The organism is Streptomyces krungchingensis (assembly GCF_054729265.1).
The window spans coordinates 538,835-563,230 of the sequence record NZ_JBPUKY010000002.1; the positions used below are offsets into that span (position 1 = coordinate 538,835).

Consider the following 24,396-nt stretch of genomic DNA (forward strand, 5'->3'; position numbering starts at 1 on the left):
GGCGCCCGTACCGCCTGCTGATACCCGGCACCGTCCTGGCGCTGTCGGTCAACCTCGCCGGATGCTCGGGCGCCGGAACAGTCGATGCCGTCCGGCCCGCGGCGCTCGAAGCACATGGCGCTCCGGCCGATCCCGGCACGAGACACCCCTTGCCTCCGCGCACGGCCGGGAGAGGCGCAACCCCCGTCGCTTCCGTCCCCGCGCAGCTGCCAGGTCTTGGCCCGCACATGCTGGCGAAGATCCCGGCCGACACACGTCAGGTCGTCCTCGTCACCGGAGAGGCCAAGAACTCCTCCACCGCGCAGGCGGTGCTGTACGAGCGCACGGGCGCGGGCTGGGAGCAGGGGCCCACCTGGCCGGCCCACAACGCCCTGAGGGGCTGGACGGAGGACCACCACGTCGACGATCTCCACTCGCCCATCGGCGTGTTCTCCCTCACCGACGCCGGCGGGCGGCTCGCCGATCCCGGCACCAAGCTGCCGTACCACCACTCGGCGGCCTTCACCGCCGGCGGCACGGGGTTCCGGGGCGAGTCACTCGCGGGCACTTTCGACTATGTCGTCGCCATCAACTACAACCGCAGGACCGGAACATCACCCCTCGACGGGACCCACCCGCAAGGCGCGGGAAAGGGCGGCTACATATGGCTGCACGTCGACCACGGCGGCCCCACGCACGGATGCGTGAGCCTGCGAAGGAACACCATGCGAGCGCTGTTGCGTGCGCTCGAGCCCGCACGGCATCCGGTGATCGTCATGGGGGACGCCTTGTCCCTCGGCCGGTGAGCTCGTCTCACGTGCTGGTGAGTTGCTTCAGGCCATGCCCTGCACTTCATCATGTCGTCGCGACAGCTGTCGTACTCAGCTCGTCGTGATGATGCTGCACAGACGTTCTCCGACCTCGACGGTTTCGTCTTCACCGACGATGATCCTTGCGAGGATGCCGCTGGCGGGTGCCGGTATTTCCGTGTCGACCTTGTCCGTCGACACCTCGAGAAGGGGCTCGTCGAATTCGACCACTTCGCCTTCGGCTTTGAGCCACCGGGTGACAGTACCTTCCGTCACGGCTTCACCCAGCGATGGGAGGGTCACGAAGATGGCGTCGGTGAAGCGGGCAGTGGTGTCCTTCGCCGGTCTCGTCTTGCGGCCGTCGGTGGGCTTCGACGCAGGCTGGTCAAAACGGCCGTCGGGGGAGTCCTGAGGGCTGTCGGTGTCCCCGGCTCGGGGGCCGGTGCGGATGCTGCAGAGGCGTCCTCCGACCTCGACGGTTTCGTCTTCGCCGACGATGATGTCGGCGAGGATGCCGCTTTCGGGTGCGGGGATCTCGGTGTCGACCTTGTCGGTCGAGACTTCGAGTAGGGGCTCGTCCGCTTCGACTCGGTCGCCTTCGGCTTTGAGCCAGCGGGTGACGGTGCCTTCGGTCACGCTCTCGCCCAGTGCCGGAAGATGAGCGAAGACCGTGTCCGGAGGATTCGGGCGACCGTCGTCCTTCCCGGTGCGCGGGGGTGCCGTCGGAGTAGCTCGTTCGGAGCGGCGCTCTGGCCGTTCCTCAGGAAGGTCTATGTCCTCGATGAAGACGTCCGAGGTGGCGTGAACGGTGGTGCGGATGCTGCAGAGGCGTCCTCCGACCTCGACGGTTTCGTCTTCGCCGACGATGATGTCGGCGAGGATGCCGCTTTCGGGTGCGGGGATCTCGGTGTCGACCTTGTCGGTCGATACTTCGAGCAGGGGCTCGTCCGCTTCGACTCGGTCGCCTTCGGCTTTGAGCCAGCGGGTGACGGTGCCTTCGGTCACGCTCTCACCCAGCGCCGGAAGGGTCACGAGCGTTACGGTCGGATCAACTACCGGCCAGCCGCGCAGCCCTGCATGGCGCAGCAAAGATCTGTCGGCGTCGCTGAGATCAGGCAGACGGGCGAGGAAGATCTCCCGGACGCTTTCCGTGTCGTCTTCGGGGAGCCATTGGAGAATGTGATGAGGGCGCAGATCTCCTGCACCTTTCACGGTGGCGAGGAGGATCTCCTCAGCCAGAGTCTCTTGCCCGGCGCTACGAAAGTGACTGAATGCCCATGCGGCTTCTTGAGCCGTCTCCGCCGGTGGGTACCCATCGGCGAGATCGTCACGCTGCATGGCCAGCCATTGAGCCTGTCGACTTCTTCCGAACCTTTCAAGAACGGCGGAACAGGCGTGCGCCCAGGAACCGGGCTCACGCCGGCCCTCGCTCAGTACCGCCAGAGCCGCGTGTACCAACTGGCGTCGGGAAAGAGCCTCTACAAGCCGACCACCACGCCCGCCCGGCCCCTGCACGACCTGGAGAATCAGTTCACTGATCAGCGGGTCGGAGGCCAGCGAGAAGGCGAGAGCCAGCTCGTCGGCTGACGCTGTTTCCGCGAAGCGGCCCACGAGCCAGAAGGCGTCCTGAAACAGGTCGTGATCCCAAAGACTCACGGCCAGCGGCACTACCGTGCCGGCCTCCGTCGATGTGGCGCACAGCAGCATCTGTACGTACGGGTGGAGTCCGTGGCGGTAGAACTCCACCACCAGATCCGTCACGAGGTCGTCGTGCCGAGTGGCCGCGCCTTCCAGCAGTGCCAGCGCCATCCAGCCCGGGAGGGGCGGATGAAAGACCAGAGCGACTTCGGAGGCAGAGAAGGAGGAACGAGTTCCCGCCCGGCGCAGGAGGCTTGTGGCACGGCCGCGATGGCCAGTCTCGTACAGACCCCTCGCGAGGGTGAGGAGGTCCCGCAGACACAGCGAGCCGGTGGCCACCAGTGCGAGTACCGCGGGGGCCTCGGAGTCGTCGCCGAGGAGTCCGGCGATGACTCCTACGGCGGATTCGGTGGGGATTCGTGCGACCTGCCTGACCAGGGCGTCGGCCAGGTCCCGACGATGCTCCGACAGGAGATGCACCAGGCTGAGAACCTGATCGGTCGGACGCAGCGCTGCGTGGCCCAGCACGATGTCGACTGCTTCCTCATCCTGCCCCGCCATCGCCAGCGGCAGAAAATCCGCGGTCCGCAGAACCAACTCGACGAGCAGGTCCGGGGAAGTGCTGGAACCGATCTCCTTCAACAGAGCCGCTGTCACGGCAGGGGAGCGCGTGGCGACATGGCTTACCATCTGCCACAGCTGCTCAGGGCGCTGCTGCACGAAGGGAACCAGCAGCCAGCCGACTTCTTCACCGTGCGGATGGTCCGAGGCGATCAGCGCGGCAGTCTCGGCCACAGCCTCCAACGGGCCACCGGCTGTATGTCCGAGAAGCCCGGCTGCAAGCGAACCCTTGCCGGCGCTGACCAAGGCATGCGAGAGCGTCACCACTGCCTTGGGGGTCCGCTGAGCCGCAGTCTCGATCGCCACACGGATGTAACGCTCGGCAATGTCCATCGCAGCGGCGTGGTCGATCAATCGCAGAATGTCGCGGGGGGTGCGATACGTAGCCGCGTCCTTGATCAGACCGTCTGCCTCCTGGTGTCGGCCTTCCTGATCCAGCATGAGCAGCAGGCCCGCGACGTCGGCCGCGGAGCGCCGGCGGACAGCGGCGTCCAGCAGACGCGCGGCATAGACCCGCTGCTCGACCTCGAACAGATGGTGCAGCAGGCTGGCCACGTCAGCCAGCGCAGCCGCATCGAAGAGCAGCCCCATCTCGGTGGGAGCATCTGCTCGCTCCAGCACACGCAGCAGTTCCGCCACTGCCTCGGCCGGCTGCTGCGCAGCGTGTTGGAACAACTGGTTCCTGTGCGGCCAGTAGCCGGCCTCACCAAGAATCTGGATCAGTGCTGCGACCTCGCTGCCGGGCCGAGCGGCCGCCGTCGACAGGACGAACGCCGCGGCATCGTCATCCCCGTCCTCGGCCAGCTCGGCGAGCAGGTCAGCCAACTCGGCCTCCGGCGCGAACAGCGCCGCCTGCAACAGTCGATCGCTCTGTACTTCCTCGTCCTCCTGAACTGGCTCCGGCCCACCCACCGAGCCTTCTGCCCCGATCAGTACCTGCTCCTGAGACAGATCCCGTTCAGCCTTGCGCACCGCAGCATCGGCATCGGCAAGAACGGACGCCTCTCTGCCACGCAGTTCCTCGGCCTCTTTGAGAACATCTCGTTCCTTGCGCACCTGTTGGAGCGTCGCTGACACCACAGCCAGTTCCTCTGCTACGGCCTCCCGGTCCGCGACCTCCTGGAGAAGCCTCTCCCGTGCGTGGGCGAGCTTTCGTTGAGCGGTTGCCGCATTCTTCTCGGCCTGTTGTCGCCGCGTTCGTGCCCGGGCGCACGCGTTGCGAAGCCTTAGAATTTCGTGGCCCAACACCGCCTTCTGCGTGGCCAGATCGTCCTGCACCCTCTGGAGGATCTTTTGGGTCTCAGCCAGACGTGAGGCCTGGCGATCCCGGTTCTGCTGCGACCGGGCGAGCACCGACACAGCCCTGGCCTCAGCTCGGTTGGCCCTGCCTATCAGACGGTGTGCCTGCAGGAGCTCGTCCTTCGCATGCCCCTCGGCGGACTGGGCACGCGCGCACTCCACCTGGTAGGCCTGGCAGGCGTTCTCGGCCATGAACAGCTCCGGCAGGTGCGATCCGTCGGCCTCCAACGCCTTCAGGTGGGCGATCTGCAACTCCTGCTGCCGAGCAGGGCTGAGCTTGCGGCCGGTCTTCTCCTCGGCCAGAGCGATCAGGCGAGTCAGTTCGACGAAGGAGGGCAGCCTCGACGCACGCGAGACTGCAGAGACGGTCGCTGGGCTGTAGCCGTTGCCCAGAGCACCGCTGATCTCCCGATACCCGAACCCGTGCTCCCGTAAGGGACCGAACATCAGGACCCTGAGCAGTTCCGCAAGCCTCCGGGACTCTTGAGGCACTGGGGTGTCCAGTTCGGTCGGCGCCCGTCCCACGTTCCTGAGCTCGATCTCCCCACGCTGTTCCTCATCGGGTGACGTCCCCACCGCGTCCCACCGTTCCCTTACACGGCCCCCAGTGACGGAAGCAGACTCGACGCCGGCTGCCGATCCGGAGGACACCTCTCGATTCGCCTGCCGACCGTGCTCCGCACAAGGGGCGAATGCTGCCGATCAGGGGAATACAGCATGCTCGATAACGCACCTGACGTACAGACAGCGCCTCATCCCCGTTCGGAGACCCCGCGCACGCCGGTGCCCAGCCCATGCCCGCCGGGGAGACGGGCAGCCCAGACGTGTTGATCGCGCTGGGAGCGGCGTCGCAGTCCGGACGAGCGGCAGAGCCGATCAGTGCTCCGGCCGGTACGCGTCCGCCGTCGAGCGCGCCCGCGACGCTGAACGACCGTATGGAACTGCTCGGTGTGGCGCAGGCGGCGGAGACCTCGGCGGCCGACGGCACGTACTGGCAAGTGACCACACGTACGGAGAACATGGATGCCGTCGGAGAGCCGGGACGGCGCTACACCCTGCGCAGCACCTCCACCGAGAAGTGGTCGGTGGGTGTGCGCTCGGGAACCCGAAGCCTGATGCTCTCGGGCCTGGACGCGAGGACCGCACCGCGCGGCACGACGGACGTGGAACGGTGGCGGGACGCCGGTTCACCCCATCAGGTGGAGGGCCAGGTGAAGGCCGACGCCTTGTCTCTCAGCCGGTGACGACGGAGCCGCTGCTGCAGGTGGGGTAGTGGTCGACGGCCGTGGACGCCACGGCGAAGCTGACGGACGGGCCGTCGAACGTCGTGCGGCTGACCCCAGGCACTGCAGTCACAACCTTCCAAGGGCCGGGGGCGGGGCCGCGCAGTAGGAAGAAGTTTTCATCGCCGCTGAACTCGTAGCCCCATGGAGGAGGCCGTCGATCTCAGGGAGAAACGGGTACGGGAAGTCGTCCGGGCGACGGCCGCGAGCCTGCCTCGGCATGGCATGCACCTTACGCATGCACGGTCGTCAACACCGCCCAGCGGAGGCGCGACGTTGCTCGCCCGAGACCATGCGGCAGAAGCGCTCGGGGCTTCGTACACGCGCTGAGCGTCGCCATGCCACTCGCGCCGAGTCGCCGACCGACAGGACGGGAGAGTCGCGGACGGAGACCGAGGGGAGGAACATCGGAATCACGTAGGCAAGGTGGTGGTTATGGGGACGCCGTCCATGCTTTTCAGCGAGAGCCCGGAGGATCCGTTCGCCCTCGGGCATGGCGCCTCGGCGGTGCTCGACGATCAGGGCACCGTGGTCGGCTGGAGCGTACGTGCCCAGGAGCTGCTGGGTTATACGGCCAAGGAAGTGATCGGACACGCGTGGAAGGACCTCCTGGTCGACGCCCGTGACCTGCATGTTGCGCGGTCGGCCGTCGTGAACGCCATGAGGACGGGGGGCTGGTTCGGAGTCCTGCCCCTCCGGCACCGCGACGGACACCGTGTGGAGATGGGCTTTCGGGCCCGTGCGATCACCCGCGACGGGGACTCTCGGGAGTGGATCATGGTCGGTGCCCCTGCCGCGGAGGTCATCGCCTGGCAACGGGACCGTGCGCTGCTGGACGGCCTCTACCGTCGGTCCCCGATCGGTCTGGTCACCTACGGCCCGGACAACAGAGTGATTCGGGTCAACCGTGCGATCGCCAAGGCGAGCGGCGTGCCGGTCGAGGCGCCGGTGGGCCGTCGCCCCCGCGAATTCATGGTCGACGAGGACGCAGGTCCGGCCGAGGAGCGGGTACGACAGGTCCTGGAGACCGGCGAGCCGTGGATCTTCACGGAGCAGTCGGCCCGGACGCGGCATGATCCGGGTCGAGAACGGATGGTGTCCGTCTCGGCGTTCCGGATGGAAGACTCCTCGGGCCGGGTTCTCGGTGTGGCCGAGACGATCGAGGACGTGACTCAGCGCTACCAGGCCCGACGCAGACTCACGCTCCTGAACGAGGCGAGTGCCCGGATCGGAACCTCGCTGGACGTGACAAAGACGGCCCGGGAGCTGGCCGAGGTGGCCGTCGACGGATTGGCCGACTACTGCTCGGTGGACCTTCTGAAACCGGTGACAGTCGGTGACGAACCGCCCCGGAGTGTGGGAGGTCCGCTGTTCCGGGTGGCCCTCGCGCCGCCGGAGCACCGGATCCCGTTCCAGGAGGGCGAGGCGGTCCCGCTCCTTCCGGATTCTCCGCAGGCGCGGTGCCTGGCCGAGCGCCGCACGATTCTGGAACGACTGCTGTCCCTCCGCCCCGAGTGGTACTCCATGGACCGGCGACGGATCGAGGTCGCCCTGGGTCTCGGCGTTCATTCACTGATCGTGGTGCCCCTGGTGGCGCGCGGCCTCGCGCTGGGCGTGGTGAGCCTGTGGCGAGCTCGCCATTCGGAGCCTTTCGAGGATGACGATGCCGCGGTGGCCCAGGAGTTCTCCTCGCGCGCCGCCGTCTGCATCGACAACGCGCGCCGATTCACCCAGCAGCAGAGCACCGCTCTGACTCTGCAGCGCAGTCTGCTGCCGAGCGCGGCATCCGACCTGCCGGCCGTCGAGGTGGCCTGCCGATACCTGCCGGCGAGCGGTGAACCGGGCATCGGCGGTGACTGGTTCGACGTGATCCCGTTGTCAGGGGCCCGTGTCGCCCTCGTCGTGGGAGACGTGGTCGGCCACGGGATCCACGCCGCGGCCCTGATGGGACGCCTGCGCGCCGCCGTGCGCACCCTGGCCAGCCTCGACCTGGAACCGGACGAGGTCATTGCCCGGCTGGACGATCTGGTCGGTGTGCTGGCCGCCGAACTGGAGGCGAACGCCGACGGCATCCCGTCGGCGGTGGAGCAGGTGGTCGGGGCCACCTGTCTCTACGCGGTCTACGACCCGGTCTCCAGGCACTGCTCTCTGGCACGGGCCGGCCACCCACCGCCACTGCTGTCCACCCCGGACGGCCAGGTGACCATGCTCGACGTGCCCGCGGGCCCGCCGCTCGGCCTGGGAGGACTGCCGTTCGAAACGTGTGACCACGACCTCCCCGAGGGAAGCCTGCTCACGCTCTACACCAACGGCCTCCTGGAGGCGCGCAGCGGTGACATCGACGCCGCGCTGGAGAATCTGCGCGCATGTCTCGCCCGCCCGACCGACCCCATGGACCGTATCTGCCAGGCCGTGGTCGAAGGGTTGCTGCCCGTCGGACACGTCCCCAGCGACGACATCGCGCTGCTCATCGCCCGTACCCGGGTGCTCCCGCCAGAGGATGTCGCCTCGTGGCAGCTCCCCCTGGAAGCGACCGCCGCTGCCCGCGCCAGGGAACTGACCACCGGGAAACTGACCGAATGGGGGCTGACGGAACTGGCCTTCACCACCGAACTGGTCGCCAGCGAGCTCGTCACCAACGCCTATCGGTACGCGGCCGGCCCCGTCACCCTGCGCCTCATCCGTGCGCAGTGCCTGATCTGCGAGGTGTCCGACTCCAGCCACACTTCCCCCCACCTCCGAAGGGCCCACATCACGGACGAGGGCGGACGCGGGCTCTTCCTGGTCGCACAGCTCACGGAGCGGTGGGGCACCCGCTACAGCCACGACGGCAAGACCGTCTGGACGGAGCAGCCTTTGCCGCCCTCATGACCCGCGACTGCCACGACCTGCGCGAAAAGAACCATCGGTGTGGGCTTGGGGGTGTGTCGGCGACGGGCCTGGCGACTGCCACTTCTGCGCCGGTGGCCATCACCCGGTGTCAAGCATTTCGGCCTGGGTCAAAAGGAACAGCAACCGCGTCGTCCCCGTCCTACGATCCCGCACATGCTGTTTCACCGGATATTACGGATGATCACCGTGCTCGCTGTCGCCTTCACCGGAGCGCTCGGGGCTGGTGTGGGGACCGCACAGGCGGAGGGGAGCCGGTCCTCGTACGATCGGCAGCTGTTGTTCTACAACCACTCCTACGGAGTCCTCGACCGGGAGACCGCCGACGCCATCGAGCACTCCGACTACCTGCGGGACTTCGCGAACTTTCAGGTCCGCACCACGACCGGTACCGGCGGACAGACGTGGACCGGCCGCTATCTGATGGGCCGTGAGACCTATCTGGAACTGTTCGGAGTCGGTGACCTCGCCGGCCAGGACGGCACCCTCGGCTCCGCCGGGCTGGGCCTCTCGACCGAACGAGCGGACGATCTGGCGACGGTCACCGAGCGGTTGAAGGACGAAGGTGTCGCCGACCCCGTCGAATTCCTCCAGACACGGGACTTCGGAGACGGTGTGCCCGTGCCGTGGTTCGACGCCATCCTCACCGCCACCCGGTACGACGCTTTCGGAGCCTGGGCGATGGAGTACCGGCCGGAGTACTTCGCCGACCCTCGCAGCAACACCGAGCCGGCGACCTCTCCCGGTGACGTCGGCCGGGAGCGCTACCTCTCCGACGACTACCGCACCCACCTGATGCGAGACGTGACCTCCGTCAGCCTCGCGGTCACCGAGGGCGACCTCGCCGACACGGTGCCCCTGCTGCGGGCCGGCGGATTCGCCGTCCGGACCGTACCGGGCGGCGGCGTCGTCGCCGAACGTGGCGGCACCACGATTCGGTTCGACTCCGTCCCGCGCGACCAAGCAGGATTGCAGCGGGTCGACATGTCACTCAACCGGCCGGTGAAGGGCCGGCATGTCGAGCGGATCGGCCGGTCGACCCTCACGGTCGGCCCCGGCAGCCGCGCCGTGTGGACGTTCGCCGACAACGGCACCCGGTAGACAGTGGGGTGCGCCGCGCCAACGGGGGCGCACCCCATCCTTTCGACCATGTATGCGGGAGGCCGGGCGGTATGGAACGGGCTTCGGGTGCGCGAGGACCGCAGCCGACGACGGCGCGTGATCTCGTCCTCGGCTACCTCGCCGCTCTCCATGCGATCGACGAGGCCATGCGGGAGGCGATCCCCCCGCTTGAGCAACTGGCAGACGTGACCGGGCTGATCCGCACGCACCGGCTCGCCCGGAGTGGTCGAGTCGGCCCCTACTTTTACAAGGTCCACGGAGCAGGTTGCCGCTTCATCACCGGAGATGGCACGGAGGTCGACGTCGACTTCGCGGCCGACGGGAGGGCGATCTTCGATCTGTGGCGGCTGCGACGTCACGCACAGAGCCTGCCGGAACCGATTCGGACCACGGATCAGGACCTGCGGTCCGCAGTGGACTCGCTGCAACCGCCGCTGGTCGAGGTGCGGCCAGGGTGGTTCGGTGTGGCTGAAGCCGAGGCCCCCGCCTGACACCAGCGTCGGATTGCTGCCGACTGTCTCCGAAAGGTGCTGATGGACTGCCCGAGGACTGCGCCCTGGACGAGGGGGCGCCGTCACCCGCCCGCGCCGTGACCGTCACGGCGCGGGCAGGTCACTGCCCGGGAAGCACGGCCGGCACCCGCTCCAGCACCCCGCCGGCGAACACGTCGTACAGCGGCAGCGTCTCCAGGTGGACGTAGCCGATGTGGCAGTCGCAGACCGCGAGCGGGCACGGGCGGGGGAGCAGGGCGGCGCGGTACGAACCGTCGTACAGGTTGCCCAGTTCGGCGCGGACGAAATGGCAGCGGCGGACGGTACCGTCACCGTCGACCGAGATCACCGACTCGCCCGTGCGGCAGGGCAGTCCGGCGCTGGTGTGCGGGTGGCGGCTGTACGGGAAGAGGGGATCGAGCGCGGTCCATTCGTCGGCCTCGGCATCTTGATAGGTGTGTCCCTCGGCCGCGTTGATCCACAGATAGACGTGGCCGGGCAGGTCGGCGCGCAGCCGACGGGCCGCCTCCAGGTGCTCGGGCAGGCCCACGACACCGACGCTGAAGCGCACACCGCGCTCCGCGAGGTCGCGGCACTTGGCGAGGAAGCGGTCGTAGGGTGTCTGGCCCGGGTGGTACGTGCACCACAGGGCGAGGGTGTCCCGGTCGGCTTCCGCGAGCCAGTCGGTGCGGCAGCTGAGGTTGGTCTGGATGGCGACCCGGCGGATGTGCGGCAGGCGGGACAGTTCCGTGAGGGTGCGCCGGTACCAGGAGCGCACCAGGCCCTCGCCCCACGGCGTGAAGAGCAGCGACAACTGGTCCTCGCTCTGCGCGGCCCACTGCGCGAAGCGCTCCAAGGCGGCCCGGTCGGCACGGAGTTGGGCGGTCGAGTCGCGGCGCTTGGCGAACGGGCAGTAGGGGCAGTCGTAGTCGCAGGAGGCGAGCGGGCCACGGTACAGGACGGTCAGATCCATGGCGGGCCGGTCACTTCCTCTCGTACGCGGCCATGGCGGACCGGACGGCGGGGGAGAACAGCTCGGGGCCGATGGCGTCGGAGTGGGCGAGTCCCTCCGGAGTGAGCCGCAGCCACGTGGCGTGCGTGTCGGCCAGCCAGCCGCGGTCGACGAGGCGCTGGAGTTCCGCACCGAAGTCGTCGAAGGGGCCGTTCCCGAAACGCGCGCGGTAGTCGTCGACGGGCAGGCCCTCGGCCTGGAGGAGGGACTGGAGGAGATGACGCCGGCGCGCCTCGTGCGCGTCCATGCGGTAACCGACCTCGGCACGGCCGAAGTCGGACGTGGTCACGTAGTCGTCGATGATCCCGCGGATCTCGTGCATCCCGACCGCGTAGTCGAAGGAGTAGTGCAGACCGGCCGTGTACGAGCGGGCGCCGTAGCCCAGGCCGATCATGCCGTCGGTCTGGCACGCGTAGTCGTCAGCACCCTGCTGCGGGGCGTCGGCCCGCCGGAACATCCGCATCGACTGCTGGGTGTAGCCCCGCGCGAGGAGGTGGTCGCGGCCCGTCCGGTACAGGTGCAGTCGCTGTGCGTCCCAGGCCGGGTCGGGCCCGGGTCCGGCGCGGTGACGGTCGAGGCCGGTCAGGGGGCGGACGTAGAGGGGGTAGAGGTACAGCTCCTCGGGCTGCCAGGCGAGGGCGGCGTCGAGGGAACGGAGCCAGGTCTGCTCGGTCTGGCCGTCGATGCCGTAGATGAGGTCGATGTTGAGGACCGGGATGCGGGTGTCCCGGATCCGGGCGAGCGCGGCCTCGACGTCGGCGCGGCGCTGCGGGCGTACGGCGGCCCTGGCCTCGGAGTCGACGAAGCTCTGGATGCCGAGACTGAGCCGGGTGGTGCCGCGCCCCGCCAGCACGGCGAGGCGGTCGGCCGTGGCCGTGGCGGGTGAGGCCTCGACGGACAGCGGGATGGCGCGCAGGTCCGCGCCCATGCGGTGCTCCGCGATGTCGCAGAGGCGTTCCAGCTCGGCCGCGGTGAGGAAGGTCGGGGTGCCCCCGCCGAAGGCGGCGGTGGCGAAACGCACCGGGTCGGTGTCGCCGAGCGCCTCGCGCACGGCACCCGCCTGCCGCTCAAGAGCGTCCAGGTAGGCGCCGGTCAGGCCCTCGGGGGCGCCGATGCGGGTGAAGAGGTTGCAGAACCCGCAGCGGACCTCGCAGAACGGGATGTGCAGATACAGGGAGAGGGCGCTCTTGTCCTCCGTCGCCCACAGGGAGCGCAGCGCGGGCCGGTCGGGCAGTCTGCGGTAGGCGGTCTTGTGCGGATAGGCGTACACGTAGTGCTGGTACGGGCTGGTGAGCTGGGCGGTGGTCATCGGACGGCCTCGGCGGGGTCGAGAAAGAAGTGGGCGTACGGCACGGTCCACACGCACTCGTGGCCGAGGCGGTGACCGGTGTAGCCGTCGTCGCCGTAGGCGGTGCCGTGGTCGGAGCAGACGATCGCGAAGCAGCGGCGCCGGGAGCTCGCGGCGGCGAAGAGCCGGCCGATGTGCCGGTCGACGTACTCCAGCGCGGCGGCGTGCGTCTCGCGGCTGTCACCGGCCTCGCGGGTCGCGCCGGGCAGATGGAACCAGTTGGGCTGGTGCAGGGCGGAGACATTGACGAAGAGGAACAGCCGCTGCTCGGCGGGGAGCGCGGCGACGACCTGTTCGGCGCGGGCGACCTGGTTCTCGAAGGAGTGCGGCGAGGTGACACCGAACTCCGTCTTCCAGTGGGCCTCTTGGAAGAGGCCGGGCAGTACGGTCCCGAGCGGGCCGTGCTTGTTGAAGAAGCCCACGCCTCCGATGCAGACGGTGTGGTAGCCCGCCTCGGCCAGCCCGGAGACGAAATCGGGGGTGTCGTGGACGAACGTGCCGGCGGCGGTGGTCTCACTGCCGGCGAAGCTCGCCGCGAACAGCCTCGGGTGCGGCCCCGGTTCGGCCGGGGTGGGCAGGAAACCCGCGAAGATCGCCTGGTGCGAGGCGTAGGTGAAGCTGCCCGGCGCGTGACGCCTTTCCCAGCGGCCGCCGGGCAGATGGCGGGCGAGATGGGGGATGCGGCCCTCGGCCGCCAGCTCGACGGCCACGTCGTGGCGCAGCGTGTCGAGGGTGACCAGGAGGATGTCGTGGTGGCCGACGACCTCGTTCATGTCGGGCTCAGGCATGGGGTGTTCCTGTTCTGTACGGGTGGAGCGAGCCGGGCCGGGCGGGACCTCGCAGGGCGGCCGCCACCTGCGCCGCATAGGTGTCCAGGCCTTCGGCGCCACTGCCCGGCAGGCCCGTCAGCCGCGGCAGCAGGTCGCCGAAGGCATTGACCTCGCCGACGAAGGTCCTGCGCCAGCCCACGGCCGGCAGCAGGTCCACGCCGACACACAGGGTGCGGGGGAAGCAGGACGCGGCGCGCTCGCACACGTCCAGCACGTCGGCCCAGCGGGCGCCCGCCGCCGCCACGGCCTGACGGGCGGTGTCGAGGTCGCCTCGGCTGCCCCCGAGATGCAGATTGGTCAGCGGCGTACGGCTGGTGCGGACCACGGCGTGCGTGGCCCGTCCGGCCACGACGACCACGCGCAGGTCGGCGGCGCGGCCCAGCTGGGAGGCCTTGGGCACCCACCGTTCGAGATGCAGCCCGTCGGGCGCGAGCGCGTCGACGATGACGGCGATGTCCCGCTCGCTGTCGTAGCGGCGCACCCTGAGGGTGTTGTGGAGAGCGCCGCCCGGGGCCAGTTCGACGGACGTGGTGGCCCTGATCCGGCCGCCGCCACCCGTCTCGACGGCGAGAACTCCGGACGCCGACGACCCGTGAGCGGGCTTGACGAACAGCCGGGACATGCGGTGCTCGCGCATCAGCGCCCGCACATCGTCCCAGCCGCGCACCGGCAGGCCGTCCGCGCCCGAGGTCGGCGAGGCGGGGACGGGGACCCCCGCCGCGTCGAGCACGGTGTGACAGGCCCGCTTGTCGAACAGCACCGCGAGATCGTCGGCGTCGTCGAGCCGGACACCGCCGCGCAGCGTCCGCAGCGCGGCCATGAACCCGTGGTACCAGCGCGCCGACCCCTCGACCCGGGTGGGATCCGAAGCGCCCCGCAACAGCCGGTCGACCTCGGGATTCTCGCCGGGGGAGTCGATCCGCACGATCTCGTCGGCGGCGAAGCCGGCTCCCCCCTCGTGCAGGACGTCCGTCCAGGCGACGACGCGCGGGCCGGGCAGGCCGGCCGCGCGCACCGCGTCCGCGAACAGGGACACCCGGCGGTTCTCGGGATTGCCGACCACGGCGAACCGCGGACCGTCGCCGAACACCGGTCGAACCATGGAAGAGGCGTTCACTCGCCCACGGCGACGTAGCGCCAGACCGTGCCGTCGTCCTCCGTGTCCTCCTCCGCGTCGTCGCGGTCGAGGTCGACCTCGACGCCCGCAGGCTCCAGAGTCAGTCGCACACGGTCCTCGACGGGCTTGCTGAGGTAGTGATGGTGGAGGTCGAGCTTCTTCAGGTGGGTGAGCGGCTGGCCGCCCAGGAGCGCGGCGGCGCCCTCGTCGGTCAGCACACCCATGGACAAGTCCAGCACATCGAGGCGGTCCACGACCGGCGCGGCGGCCACGGCCGCGGCGACCGCTTCCTGCATCTCGCTGTTGCGCAGGGCCAGATGACGCAGGCGCGGCAGCCGGGCACCGGACAGGATCGGCTCCAGATCGGCGGCCTCGCTGTCGCCGCCGTAGTCCGGCGTGCCGAGCCACAGGTCGAGGTGCTCCAGGGCGGGCAGATCACTCGCGCCGATGCCGCGCACCACCTGGACGGGCAACCCGCCGGTCTCCACGACCAGTTTGCGCAGTGCGTCGTGGCTCATCGCGGTGAAGACCAGCCCCGACCCGCCGCGCACACCGAACTCCTCCAGGGCGGGGAACCCGGCGAGGAGCGGGGTGACGTCGGTCTGGTGGATCCAGGAGATCTCGCACTCCTCCATCACCATGTCGCCGAGGAACAGGGCACGCAGCGCGGGGAAGCGGTCCCGGACGGCGAGCAGGGCCTCGATGACGGGGGAGGGGTCGGAGTCGTAGGCCTCCTGCCAGGCCCCGACGATCAGCGCGCGCACTCGAGTGGTGTCGACGACGGCGCAGAAACGAGTGAACGCCTCCGGCCAGTCCTCGTCGGCGTCGTACACGTCACTGGTGATGCGCCAGGCGACGGAGTCCGGCTCGGGGAGGTCGTCCGTGCGCCCGTCCGGACCCGGAAAGGTGTGCGCGGGCAGCCGATACAGGGAGTCGAGGTGGTCACCGATGGTCATGCGGCTGCTCCCGAGGAGAAAGGGTGTGCGGTCTGTGATGTCCGCAGTTCTACCAACAGGCACTGACAACACCGGTCGGCGGGGCGGGGTTCGGGGCGTTGTCAGTGGTGGCCCCTACGGTCGTGGTCATGAGGCCGGTGCGCGGTGCACCCGGCGGTGAGGGGACAGCCATGTACCGACAGGGAGACGTGCTGATCGTGCCGGTGACGGAGGGGGCGGTGCCGGCGCACGTGGCGCACGCCCCCAGGGAGCAGCGCGACGGCCGGGGCCGGCTCGTCCTGGCGCTGGGCGAGGTCACGGGGCATGCCCACGCGGTGGTCGGGCCGGGCGAGTTGGTGCGTGAGCCGGGACCGTTCGGGCCGCTGCTGCTGCACCTTCCCCAGGGCGGCCGGGTCGTGCACGAGGAGCACGCGGTGATCGCCCTGCCCAAGGGCTGGTACCGGGTGATCCGGCAACGGGAGTACGTGCCCGGATCCGTCCGGATCGTGGCGGACTGAACTGCGGACGGTGGAGGGGCACATGACCAGGACGGACATCGAAGAGACCGTGGCGGAGAGCATCTCCCCGGACGGGCTGGGCCGGTGGCGCGCGTGGGCCTGCGCGACCGGGCCCGCCGATCGCGCGGCAGCCGAGGACGGCGTCCGGCGGGCCTACCGGCTGGCGGGACTCGCGGAGCCGGAGCGTGTGGTGTGGGTGGGCTCGCCGCGGGAGGCGGTCACCCTCGTCAGGGAGCTGGCGGACCGGGGGCCGAGCGTGCGGGACGCGGTGCGCAGCGTTCCGTGGGCGCTGGAGAGACGCAGGCTGCACGCCGAGTTGGGGGCCGCGGGCTGGTCCGCGCACTGGGCGGCGACCGGCGGCCGGCTGTGGGACTCCACTCAGTCCCTCGTGGACCGGATCCGCGCCGGCGTCATCGAGGAGCTGGTCGGGCGGGACACGGGCAAGGAGGCCGCGGAGGTCCGGCTGCTCCTCCTGGACGCCGTGCTCGGACAGCACGACGCGCCCTGGCTCGCCGCGTTCCCCGCCGCGGACGGCCCGCTCGACGCGTTGGCCGCGATCTGCCGCAGCGCCGGCTGGTGGTGGCCGTTCGCCCGCGTCGCGGTCCTGTCGGAGCGGCCGGTGGCCCTGCACCGCGACGAGGCGGGGCGCCTCGACCACGGGGACGGTCCGGCGCTCGCCTACCCCGACGGCTTCGCCCTGTACGCCTGGCGCGGCATGCCCGTACCGGCGGACTTCCTCGCCGAACTGTCCACGCTCACACCGGAGCGGATCCGCTCCGAGGAGAACGCCGAACTGCGGCGCGTGATGCTGGAGTACTACGGCTACGACCGCTATCTCGCCGACTCGGGCGCCCGGCCCGTGCACCAGGACGAGACGGGCACGCTGTGGCGCATCGACCTGGTCGACGACGAACCCGTCGTGATGGTCGAGGTACTCAACTCCACCCCGGAGCCGGACGGCACCCGGCGCACGTACTGGCTGCGGGTACCGCCGTCGACCCGCACGGCGAAGGCCGGAGTCGCCTGGACGTTCGGACTGGACGCCGAGGTGTACGCGCCGGTGCGGGAGACCTGAGACAGGGGCGTCGGCGGCAGACGGCGCTGCGGCCGTGCCGCGGTCCGCCGACGGCAGTCTTCTGCGTCAGCCGGGGCGCGTTGAACTTCCGTCAGCACAGGCCTGTTTGCTACCTCCGAAGATCACTAGCCTGGTCGCTGACGGTCAGTCACCTATCCGAGGAGTCCCGTGTCCGCCCAGCAGCTCCCCGACATCCTCTCGCCCGAGTTCGCCGCCGATCCCTACCCGGCCTACGCGGTGATGCGGGAGAAAGAGCCCCTGATCTGGCACGAGGCCACCCAGAGCTACATCATCTCCCGCTACGAGGACGTCGAACGCGTCTTCAAGGACAAGCAGGCCGAGTTCACCACCGACAACTACAACTGGCAACTCGAACCGGTCCACGGCAAGACGATCCTGCAGCTCAGCGGGCGTGAACACGCGGTACGGCGAGCCCTCGTCGCCCCCGCGTTCCGCGGCAGCGACCTGCAGGAGAAGTTCCTGCCCGTCATCGAGCGCAACTCGCGTGAACTCATCGACACCTTCCGGCACTCCGGATCCGCCGACATCGTCGGCGACTACGCGACCCGCCTGCCCGTCAACGTCATCGCGGACATGCTGGGTCTGGACAAGGCCGACCACGCACGGTTCCACGGCTGGTACACGGCCGTCATCGCCTTCCTCGGCAACCTCTCCGGCGACCCCGAAGTGGCCGCCGCGGGCGAGCGCACCCGCGTGGAATTCGCCGAGTACATGATCCCGATCATCCGCGAACGACGCGACAACCTGGGTGAGGACCTGCTGTCCACGCTCTGCGCCGCCGAGGTGGACGGTGTGCGCATGAGCGACGAGAACATCAAGGCTTTCTGCAGCCTGCTGCTGGCCGCAGGCGGAGAGACCACCGACAAGGCGATCGCCGGCATCATGGCGAACCTGCTGCTCCATCCCGAGCAGCTGGCGGCGGTCCGCGACGACAGGAGCCTGATCCCGGCCGCCTTCGCGGAGACCCTCCGTTACACCCCGCCCGTTCACATGATCATGCGGCAGTCGGCGACCGAGGTCCAGGTCACCGGCGGCACCGTCCCGGCCGGCGCCACCGTCACGTGTCTCATCGGCGCCGCCAACCGCGACGAGCAGCGCTACCGTGATCCGGACCGGTTCGACATCCATCGCGACGACCTCACCACGACCTCGGCGTTCTCGGCCGCCGCCGACCACCTCGCCTTCGCGCTCGGCCGGCACTTCTGCGTCGGTGCGCTGCTGGCCAAGGCGGAGGTCGAGGTGGGGGTGAACCAGCTGCTGGACACCATGCCCGACCTCCGCCTCGCCGACGGCTTCGACCCGGTCGAGCACGGAGTGTTCACCCGCGGCCCCAAGGCACTGCCGGTGCGTTTCACACCGGTCACTGCTTGAGTTCGCCGAGCCGGCAGGCAACGCAGCGGTCGGCCGTGTGCTCGCCGGACGCGGGTGTTCTCCGGCGGTCGGTGAGCATCGGCTGCGGGCTGCGGGCTGCGGGCTGCGGGCTGCGGGGTCGCCGGTCGTCGCGCCGCTTCTGCGCGGTGTCACCGATCAGCCTGCGCGAGGGCAACCGCCCTGCTCACGCGGTCGGTTCGGCCGCCCTGCTCACGCCGTTGGTTCGGTCGCCCTGCTCACGCCGTTGGTTCGGCGGGCCCGCCGGTGAGGAGCCCTTCGGACGCGGCGGTCTCGGCGAGAGGTGCCGCGTCGAGGAGGACCGACGCAGCGGCGCGAGCGGTGGCGGCGGCCGAGAGATCACGGTCCATGCGCGCGGAGTGGGCGGCACCGTCGTAGAGACAGTGCAGTTGGCGGGCGAGGGACTCGGGATCGGCATAGCCGGACTCGGCGGCCAGTTCGGTGAACAGGCCGCGCAGCCACACCCGGTGGGCCTCGGCGACGCGGGTGACGGAGCCGTCGTCCGGGGCCTCGGCCGTGGCCCGCATGAAGGCACAGCCGCGGTATCCGGGTTCGGCGAACGCCTCACCCTGGGCGTCGAAGATTCCCAGCAGCCGCTCGCGCGGGGTCCGGCAGCGGGCCAGCGTCCGCGTGATCCGCTCCTGAATGCGCGTGCTGCGCAGATCGAGATAGGCGCAGACCAGTCCCTCTTTGCTCCGAAAGGTGTTGTAGAGAGATGCCTTGGCGACCCCGGCGTGCTCGATGACACGGTCGATGCCGACGGTCTGTATGCCTTCGCTGTAGAAGAGTTCGTTGGCTGCGTCGAGCAGGCGCTGTCGCGCGGACGCCTTCTGCACGGTCCTGGTAGCCACTCGTCTCACCCGTTTCGGACGGCCCGGTTCACTCTGCCCGTGCGGCGACGTCCGCCACACACGGGCTCTGCGCGGCGGACACGACTGCGCGGGGTTCGGGGTGGGACCGGACCACTGAGACCCGCTCCGCGCGACGGCCGCTGACCACGAGTCCGGTCAGGGCCATGAGCGCCAGCGCGATGACCGCGGCTCCGTACTCCCGGGCGGTCTGTACGAGCCCGCCGCCGTGCACGACCAGTATGCCGCCGATGACTGCGGGAACACCCAGACCCAGGTAGCACACGACATACAGGAGGGACAGCACGCCGGCCCGCTCGTGGGGAGCGACCTGAGGCATCACCATGCGGATGCCTCCCTGGAAGCCACTGCCGAAGCCGAAGCCGGAGATCGCGCCGCCCAGGAAGAACCCGGCCACGTGGACCACGCCACCCGCACCTGAGGCGATGGACGCCAAGGTGATCGTCACTCCGGCGACCAGCGTGCCGATGCCGATCAGCATGACCGTCTGCGTCGCGGTCCGGCGCAGGAACACCACGGCCAGCGCCGCGGAGCCGGCGAGCACGAACAGGGGCAGCCCGCCCCACACCACGGAGTCGGAGTGCTCCAGAGTCCTCGCGATGGCCGGTCCCAGTGCGGCGTACAGACCGGTCAGTGCCCACACCGCGAACAGCACAGGGGCGGCGATGGCCACCGGGGTGCGCGCGGCCGCGGGCAGCTTGATCTCGGGCGCCATGCTCGCCAGCGCGCCCGGCTTCCGGCTCACCGACTCGCGCAGCGCGAGTACGGCCAGGGCCTGCAGGACGAAGACCGCGAGCAACACGACGTAGACGAGGTGCGTGGGCGCGGGCAGGTACTGGACGATCACACCGGACACCAGGGCGCCACTGGCGGTCCCGATCGCCGGGGCGAAGGAATTCAGGAAGCCGCCGCGGCGTGGGTCGATGTCGAGCATCCCGGCGCCGATCGCGCCGACCGCTGCTCCGGTGCTCAGGCCCTGGACGATGCGGGCGGCCAGCAGTCCTCCCACCCCGGTGGCGGTGAGGAACACGACCATCGCGAGGGCCTGTCCCAGCAGCGCCGCCAGGAGGACCGGCCGTCGGCCCACGTGGTCGGAGATCTTGCCGAAGACCAGGAGGGAGGCCAGCACGGCTACGGCGTAGACGCCGAAGACGACGGTCACGGTGATGGGGGAGAAGCCCCAGTGCTGCTGGTAGATCGCGTAGAGCGGTGTCGGCGCGCTCGACGCGGCCAGGAGTGACACGAGGATCGAGGCCAGCAGGCCGACGGAGGCCAGCGGCCCGAGCAGCGGCTTCCTCGCGCCGGCGTGCGCGGGAGTGGTCACGGCCGGGCGGCTCGCGGGGGTACCGGCTTTGGCTGTGGATACAGAGCTCATGGATCACTTTCGGGACTCGTGCATGGGCTCTCACCCAGACACTAGACAGACCTGTCTAATCACTCCGGCAACAGTGGGTGGGGAGTCGCTATTCCCGGCCGTTCCTCGCGTGTCGCGGGGGAGTGGTGTTGCGCCCGCGACACGGGGCCACTCATGTAGACGGTCGGTCGTCTATATTGGAACCGGCCAACCGGGCCGTCTCGGTGGGAAAGCGCCTGATCGCAGAGCGTCGCCGCTCACAAGCAAGGAGATGTTGAAGATGCGTGTCGAAATATGGACCGATATCGCCTGCCCCTGGTGCTACGTCGGCAGGGCTCGCTTCGATCGGGGGCTCGCGGCCTTCGCCCACCGGGACCAGGTGGAGGTCGTCCACCGTTCCTTCGAACTGAACCCCGAGGCCTCGGGCGGTGACGTACCGATCATCGACGCGGTAGCCGCACAGTACGGGCGCACCCGTGAGCAGCAGGTGGCCCGGGAGGAGCAGGCCGCGGCCATGGCGCGCGAGGTCGGACTGGGGTACCGCATCGGCGGCCGTGTCTTCGGGAACACCTTCGACCTGCACCGGCTCGCCCACTTCGCCAAGACGCGTGGCCGGCAGGCCGAGTTGACGGACCTCGCCTTCCGGGCGAACTTCGCTGAGGAGCGCTCGGTCTACGACAGGCGGACTCAGCACAGTCTGGCCGTCGAGGCGGGGCTCGACGCCGCGGAGGCGCGGGAAGTACTGGAGAATCCGGACGCGTTCGCCGCGGAGGTCCGGGCCGACGAGCGACTGGCGGCCGAACTGGGCGCCACCGGCGTGCCCTTCTTCGTGCTGAACCGGCGCTACGGGGTGAGCGGTGTCCAGGCGCCGGAGGGGTTCACCCGAGCGCTGGAACAGGCCTGGGCGGATCGACCGGCGGCCTGAAGGCGACGCCGATAGAGGCGGAAGCCCCGACACCTCCAGGGCTCGGCGGCAGCCCGACCGGCTGGACTGCCGCCGACCTGGGGTCTCGACGCTTGTCGCCGCGCGCGATCGTGCGGAGCTCCCCGCTCGCCAACGCCACGCCCTCCGTGATCCTGCCCTTGCCCCGGCCCCTCCTCGCCGTCTCCCCGAACAGCGGCACAACCCTTGAGGCCTTCCAGGTGTCCAAGACGTGACCGGACGGCGAACCTCCGGTCGCCTTGCTTCCTGTTTCGACGAGGAGACCCATCCGTGCGCCAGCACATTCGCACCTCGCACCTCCGCGTGTCCGCGGCCTGCGTGGCCGCTGCCGCGATCGCCGCGGTCGCTCCCGCGGTCGCCGCTTCCCCGGCGCACGCCGAGGAGGGCGAGCCCTCACTGGTGATCTCGAGCCTGCCGCGTACCTCGCCCAAGCCCGGTGAGGTGTACGACAAGTCCGTCGTCATCACCAACAAGGGCACGGCGGCCGCGGACGGCGTCACGTTCCGGGTCCGGCTGACGCGAGGGCTGGACTTCCCCGAGGAGGTCGAGGGCTGCACCTACTCGACCGTCCAGGACCAGGTCAGGCAGGCCCTGTGCGAGCTCGACACCGTCATCGAGCCGGGCGCTTCCATCGAGACTCCGGTGCGGTTCAAGGCGTTGCCCAACGCGTTGATGGAGGCCGTCCAGTACGGCACCTCGGCCACCGGCGAGGAGCCGGGCGAAGGGTTCGGCGACAGTCACCGACGGCTGACCCTGACCGCCGACAGCTCGGCCGACCTCGTCGCCATCGGTGAGGACACCGAAGCCCTCGCGGGCAACAGCCAGTCCATCACCGTCAGGCTCCGCAACGACGGCCCCGGCTGGATCCAGAACCAGGAGAGCGACGACCAGACGGCGCTCATGGTCCGGATCCCCAAGGACACCGTCGCCACCGAAGTCCCCAAGGAATGCGCTCCGTTCGGGATCGACGGCCCGACCGACCCCGGGGGCACGCCGGGCAAGTCCACCTACGTCTGCTGGCCCGCCGACTACACCATGGACGTCGGCGAGGAGCTCTTGTTCACGTTCATGCTCAGCATCGACGACGACGCGCGGACGACCACCGGCTGGGTGAAGGCGACCTCCGCCTACGACATCCACCCGTTCTTCGACAAGAACCCCGCCAACGACAAGGACACGATCCGCGTCGCCATCCCCACCGACAACGAGGAGGACCCCGCCACCGTCGGCGGTTCCTCCACCGGCGGCGGTTCGACCGACGGAGGCTCCACCACAGGCGGCGGCAACCACCACGAGGGCCAGTCCACCGGCGGCTCGGGCGGGGGCGGTACGGGCAGCACCGGCTCCACCTCGACCGGCGCCTCGACCGTTGGGGGCTCCACCACTGGTTCCGTCGACGGCAACCTGGCGAGCACCGGCTCCGACGGCACTCCGCTCATCGCCGCCGCCGCGGCTGCCACCGCCGCCCTCGGCGGCGGCCTGGTCCTGGCCGTACGCCGCCGCCGCGCGACCGCCAAGTCCTCCTGACGACGCCCTGCCCCGTGAGGCCGCGGGCCTGACGACGCCCCGCCCTTGAGACCGGGCCCTGCCGGAGCCCCCGGCAGGGTCCGGTCTCAGCGGGTACGGGGTGCGGCATCGGCTTCTACGGCAGGCACTCGGGCCACGGAAGCCGTGCGGGCCCCACGGCAACCGCGCGGGCCGCGGCAGGCGCGGCTCACGTCGGCTCAGGCCGGGCGGTACGCGCTGATGACGTAGCGGGCTTCGTCGTCGATGGCGTTCTCGTCCGGGTCGAGGGAGATCCGCGCGGGGTGACCGTCCGCCGCGTACGCCACCTCGGCCGTGTCGGCGTGGTCGCGTCGGGCCCGGTCCACCTGCTCGAGCAGGGCGCCGATGGTCGGCACCTCGTCGGGCATGCCCTTCACCACGCGGCGTCCGCTGTCGTCGAGACCCACGGCCTCGGACACCTTCCCGTCCCGCACCGTGATCCGGAACGTTCCGATCAGGGAGCGCTCGCCCGCGCTCGACTCCAGCGTGTAGCTGTAGGACGACGGTTCCTTCCAGGTGTTCAATGTGCTCTCCTGCCGGGCCGAGCCCGTGAGAGCGTCGTCGCCACAGGCCGAGGCCGACCACACCAGTGCGCCGGTGAGTACGACGACGGGCAGCGAGGTGCGTGGTCGGGGTCGGTGGACGGTCATATAGTCCTCCTTCGCGGTGGTCCGCCTCTATGACGCGGCCACAGCGCCGAACGTTCGCGCCGGCCGCGCCGCGCACGGCGGACTCGGCCGACACCGTCGACAGCCACCCGTCCGGGCCGGAGTTGTTGCCGCAAGCCGTGCGCCCCGCTCATCGACATCGATTCGACCGACACCGATGTCCGGTCGCCTCTGCGGCCGTACGCCCCTTCAACGGCCGTCAGTTGAGCTGTTCGGCCAGTCCGACGACGATGCCCTCGGGGCCGCGGACGTAGCAGAGGCGATAGATGTCCTCGAACTGCGCGACCTCGCCCACGAGTTCGGCGCCGTGGGTGCGCAGGCGGGCGATGACGTCGTCGATGTCGTCGACGGCGAACATGACGCGACGGATGCCCAGCGTGTTCGCCGGCGCGTCCTTCGGCTCGGCGCTGATCGCCTCCGGCGTGTGGAACATCGCGAGTTCGATCCGGCCGTGGCCGTCCGGGGTCCGCAGCATGGCGATCTCCTGCCGGACGTCGTCGACCCCGATGACGCGCTCCACCCAACGCTCCTCGAGCCGCATCCTGCCGTCCAGCTCCATGCCGAGTTCGACGAAGAAGGCGATGACGGCGTCTAGGTCGGCGACAACGATGAGGACGTTGTCCATCCGCTGGATCGTCATG

The 24,396-nt window shown here is 69.9% G+C and carries 20 protein-coding genes and 1 pseudogene; 10 read left to right on the plus strand and 11 right to left on the minus strand.

Annotated elements, in window-relative coordinates; translation table 11 throughout:
• Window positions 1-227: 227 nt before the first annotated feature.
• Window positions 228-785 (plus strand): L,D-transpeptidase family protein, encoded by a 558-nt coding sequence (locus ACSYGO_RS43065; RefSeq protein ID WP_460390060.1) that lies wholly within the window; start codon window positions 228-230, stop codon window positions 783-785.
• 90 nt (window positions 786-875) lie between these two features.
• On the opposite strand, the pseudogene ACSYGO_RS43070 reads toward ACSYGO_RS43065, so the two are convergent.
• A pseudogene (locus ACSYGO_RS43070) lies at window positions 876-1,820 on the minus strand (biotin/lipoyl-containing protein); the annotation flags it as partial.
• A 3,320-nt stretch (window positions 1,821-5,140) separates the two neighbouring features.
• On the opposite strand from ACSYGO_RS43070, the gene ACSYGO_RS43075 reads away from it, so the two are divergent.
• The 4 genes from ACSYGO_RS43075 to ACSYGO_RS43090 all read left to right on the plus strand — a co-directional run bounded on the left by ACSYGO_RS43075 (window position 5,141) and on the right by ACSYGO_RS43090 (window position 10,131).
• A complete protein-coding gene (locus ACSYGO_RS43075) occupies window positions 5,141-5,590 on the plus strand; it encodes a hypothetical protein (RefSeq protein WP_460390061.1) in 450 nt (149 codons plus the stop codon).
• Window positions 5,591-6,079: 489 nt separating this feature from the next.
• Window positions 6,080-8,500: a SpoIIE family protein phosphatase gene (locus ACSYGO_RS43080; protein WP_460390062.1), complete on the plus strand. Its 2,421-nt coding sequence runs from the start codon at window positions 6,080-6,082 to the stop codon at window positions 8,498-8,500.
• 198 nt (window positions 8,501-8,698) lie between these two features.
• A complete protein-coding gene (locus ACSYGO_RS43085) occupies window positions 8,699-9,619 on the plus strand; it encodes a DUF5829 family protein (RefSeq protein ID WP_460390423.1) in 921 nt (306 codons plus the stop codon).
• A 71-nt stretch (window positions 9,620-9,690) separates the two neighbouring features.
• Window positions 9,691-10,131, plus strand: coding sequence for a DUF6896 domain-containing protein (locus ACSYGO_RS43090; protein WP_460390063.1), 441 nt, complete (start codon window positions 9,691-9,693; stop codon window positions 10,129-10,131).
• A gap of 121 nt (window positions 10,132-10,252) precedes the next feature.
• Here the strand turns inward: ACSYGO_RS43090 and ACSYGO_RS43095 are convergent, their stop codons facing one another.
• The 5 genes from ACSYGO_RS43095 to ACSYGO_RS43115 are packed head-to-tail and all read right to left on the minus strand — an operon-like array spanning window position 10,253 to window position 15,394.
• On the minus strand, window positions 10,253-11,104 hold the full coding sequence (locus ACSYGO_RS43095; RefSeq protein ID WP_432176476.1) for an STM4011 family radical SAM protein: 852 nt from the start codon (window positions 11,102-11,104) through the stop codon (window positions 10,253-10,255).
• A 10-nt stretch (window positions 11,105-11,114) separates the two neighbouring features.
• The gene (locus ACSYGO_RS43100) at window positions 11,115-12,452 is read right to left on the minus strand and encodes an STM4012 family radical SAM protein (RefSeq protein WP_460390064.1); all 1,338 of its coding nucleotides are present in this window, start codon (window positions 12,450-12,452) and stop codon (window positions 11,115-11,117) included.
• Entirely contained in the window at window positions 12,449-13,264 is an 816-nt protein-coding gene (locus ACSYGO_RS43105) for an STM4013/SEN3800 family hydrolase (RefSeq protein ID WP_460390424.1), read from the minus strand. The genes ACSYGO_RS43100 and ACSYGO_RS43105 overlap by 4 nt, the downstream gene beginning before the upstream one ends.
• 7 nt (window positions 13,265-13,271) lie before the next feature.
• Window positions 13,272-14,423 (minus strand): STM4014 family protein, encoded by a 1,152-nt coding sequence (locus ACSYGO_RS43110; protein ID WP_460390065.1) that lies wholly within the window; start codon window positions 14,421-14,423, stop codon window positions 13,272-13,274.
• 11 nt (window positions 14,424-14,434) lie between these two features.
• A complete protein-coding gene (locus ACSYGO_RS43115; RefSeq protein ID WP_460390066.1) occupies window positions 14,435-15,394 on the minus strand; it encodes an STM4015 family protein in 960 nt (319 codons plus the stop codon).
• A gap of 170 nt (window positions 15,395-15,564) precedes the next feature.
• Here ACSYGO_RS43115 and ACSYGO_RS43120 point away from each other — a divergent pair, with 170 nt between their 5' ends.
• From ACSYGO_RS43120 to ACSYGO_RS43130, 3 genes are all read left to right on the plus strand, one after another.
• Entirely contained in the window at window positions 15,565-15,891 is a 327-nt protein-coding gene (locus ACSYGO_RS43120; RefSeq protein ID WP_345654169.1) for a hypothetical protein, read from the plus strand.
• Window positions 15,892-15,913: 22 nt separating this feature from the next.
• Window positions 15,914-16,966, plus strand: coding sequence for a DUF6745 domain-containing protein (locus ACSYGO_RS43125; protein ID WP_460390067.1), 1,053 nt, complete (start codon window positions 15,914-15,916; stop codon window positions 16,964-16,966).
• A 168-nt stretch (window positions 16,967-17,134) separates the two neighbouring features.
• Window positions 17,135-18,358 (plus strand): cytochrome P450, encoded by a 1,224-nt coding sequence (locus tag ACSYGO_RS43130; RefSeq protein ID WP_460390068.1) that lies wholly within the window; start codon window positions 17,135-17,137, stop codon window positions 18,356-18,358.
• Here ACSYGO_RS43130 and ACSYGO_RS43135 read toward each other — a convergent pair.
• The 3 genes from ACSYGO_RS43135 to ACSYGO_RS43145 form a co-directional block, all read right to left on the minus strand.
• Complete coding sequence (locus ACSYGO_RS43135; RefSeq protein WP_460390069.1) at window positions 18,348-18,533, minus strand: hypothetical protein; 186 nt, start codon at window positions 18,531-18,533, stop codon at window positions 18,348-18,350. The two genes, ACSYGO_RS43130 and ACSYGO_RS43135, sit on opposite strands and share 11 nt — an antisense overlap.
• A 61-nt stretch (window positions 18,534-18,594) precedes the next feature.
• Complete coding sequence (locus tag ACSYGO_RS43140; protein ID WP_426675162.1) at window positions 18,595-19,227, minus strand: TetR/AcrR family transcriptional regulator; 633 nt, start codon at window positions 19,225-19,227, stop codon at window positions 18,595-18,597.
• 28 nt (window positions 19,228-19,255) lie between these two features.
• Entirely contained in the window at window positions 19,256-20,569 is a 1,314-nt protein-coding gene (locus ACSYGO_RS43145; protein ID WP_460390070.1) for an MFS transporter, read from the minus strand.
• Between the two features lie 310 nt (window positions 20,570-20,879).
• On the opposite strand from ACSYGO_RS43145, the gene ACSYGO_RS43150 reads away from it, so the two are divergent.
• Both ACSYGO_RS43150 and ACSYGO_RS43155 read left to right on the plus strand, forming a co-directional pair.
• Window positions 20,880-21,524 carry a DsbA family oxidoreductase gene (locus ACSYGO_RS43150; protein ID WP_426675160.1) on the plus strand — a complete coding sequence of 215 codons (645 nt, stop codon included), beginning with the start codon at window positions 20,880-20,882 and terminating at the stop codon, window positions 21,522-21,524.
• A gap of 288 nt (window positions 21,525-21,812) precedes the next feature.
• On the plus strand, window positions 21,813-23,069 hold the full coding sequence (locus tag ACSYGO_RS43155; RefSeq protein WP_460390071.1) for an LPXTG cell wall anchor domain-containing protein: 1,257 nt from the start codon (window positions 21,813-21,815) through the stop codon (window positions 23,067-23,069).
• Window positions 23,070-23,266: 197 nt separating this feature from the next.
• Here the strand turns inward: ACSYGO_RS43155 and ACSYGO_RS43160 are convergent, their stop codons facing one another.
• Together ACSYGO_RS43160 and ACSYGO_RS43165 are read right to left on the minus strand one after the other, a co-directional pair.
• Window positions 23,267-23,737: a DUF6174 domain-containing protein gene (locus ACSYGO_RS43160; RefSeq protein WP_460390072.1), complete on the minus strand. Its 471-nt coding sequence runs from the start codon at window positions 23,735-23,737 to the stop codon at window positions 23,267-23,269.
• A 217-nt stretch (window positions 23,738-23,954) separates the two neighbouring features.
• Window positions 23,955-24,395, minus strand: a complete 441-nt coding sequence (locus tag ACSYGO_RS43165) for a VOC family protein (protein ID WP_460390073.1) — start codon at window positions 24,393-24,395, stop codon at window positions 23,955-23,957.
• Window position 24,396: the final 1 nt, after the last annotated feature.

Bases quoted from the DNA above. Each gene is read 5' to 3' on its own strand.
- ACSYGO_RS43065 (WP_460390060.1), top strand. From the start codon at position 228: ATGCTGGCGAAGATCCCGGCCGACACACGTCAGGTCGTCCTCGTCACC.
- ACSYGO_RS43075 (WP_460390061.1), top strand. From the start codon at position 5,141: ATGCCCGCCGGGGAGACGGGCAGCCCAGACGTGTTGATCGCGCTGGGA.
- ACSYGO_RS43080 (WP_460390062.1), top strand. From the start codon at position 6,080: ATGCTTTTCAGCGAGAGCCCGGAGGATCCGTTCGCCCTCGGGCATGGC.
- ACSYGO_RS43085 (WP_460390423.1), top strand. From the start codon at position 8,699: ATGATCACCGTGCTCGCTGTCGCCTTCACCGGAGCGCTCGGGGCTGGT.
- ACSYGO_RS43090 (WP_460390063.1), top strand. From the start codon at position 9,691: ATGGAACGGGCTTCGGGTGCGCGAGGACCGCAGCCGACGACGGCGCGT.
- ACSYGO_RS43095 (WP_432176476.1), bottom strand. From the start codon at position 11,104: ATGGATCTGACCGTCCTGTACCGTGGCCCGCTCGCCTCCTGCGACTAC.
- ACSYGO_RS43100 (WP_460390064.1), bottom strand. From the start codon at position 12,452: ATGACCACCGCCCAGCTCACCAGCCCGTACCAGCACTACGTGTACGCC.
- ACSYGO_RS43105 (WP_460390424.1), bottom strand. From the start codon at position 13,264: ATGAACGAGGTCGTCGGCCACCACGACATCCTCCTGGTCACCCTCGAC.
- ACSYGO_RS43110 (WP_460390065.1), bottom strand. From the start codon at position 14,423: ATGGTTCGACCGGTGTTCGGCGACGGTCCGCGGTTCGCCGTGGTCGGC.
- ACSYGO_RS43115 (WP_460390066.1), bottom strand. From the start codon at position 15,394: ATGACCATCGGTGACCACCTCGACTCCCTGTATCGGCTGCCCGCGCAC.
- ACSYGO_RS43120 (WP_345654169.1), top strand. From the start codon at position 15,565: ATGTACCGACAGGGAGACGTGCTGATCGTGCCGGTGACGGAGGGGGCG.
- ACSYGO_RS43125 (WP_460390067.1), top strand. From the start codon at position 15,914: ATGACCAGGACGGACATCGAAGAGACCGTGGCGGAGAGCATCTCCCCG.
- ACSYGO_RS43150 (WP_426675160.1), top strand. From the start codon at position 20,880: ATGCGTGTCGAAATATGGACCGATATCGCCTGCCCCTGGTGCTACGTC.
- ACSYGO_RS43160 (WP_460390072.1), bottom strand. From the start codon at position 23,737: ATGACCGTCCACCGACCCCGACCACGCACCTCGCTGCCCGTCGTCGTA.
- ACSYGO_RS43165 (WP_460390073.1), bottom strand. From the start codon at position 24,395: ATGACGATCCAGCGGATGGACAACGTCCTCATCGTTGTCGCCGACCTA.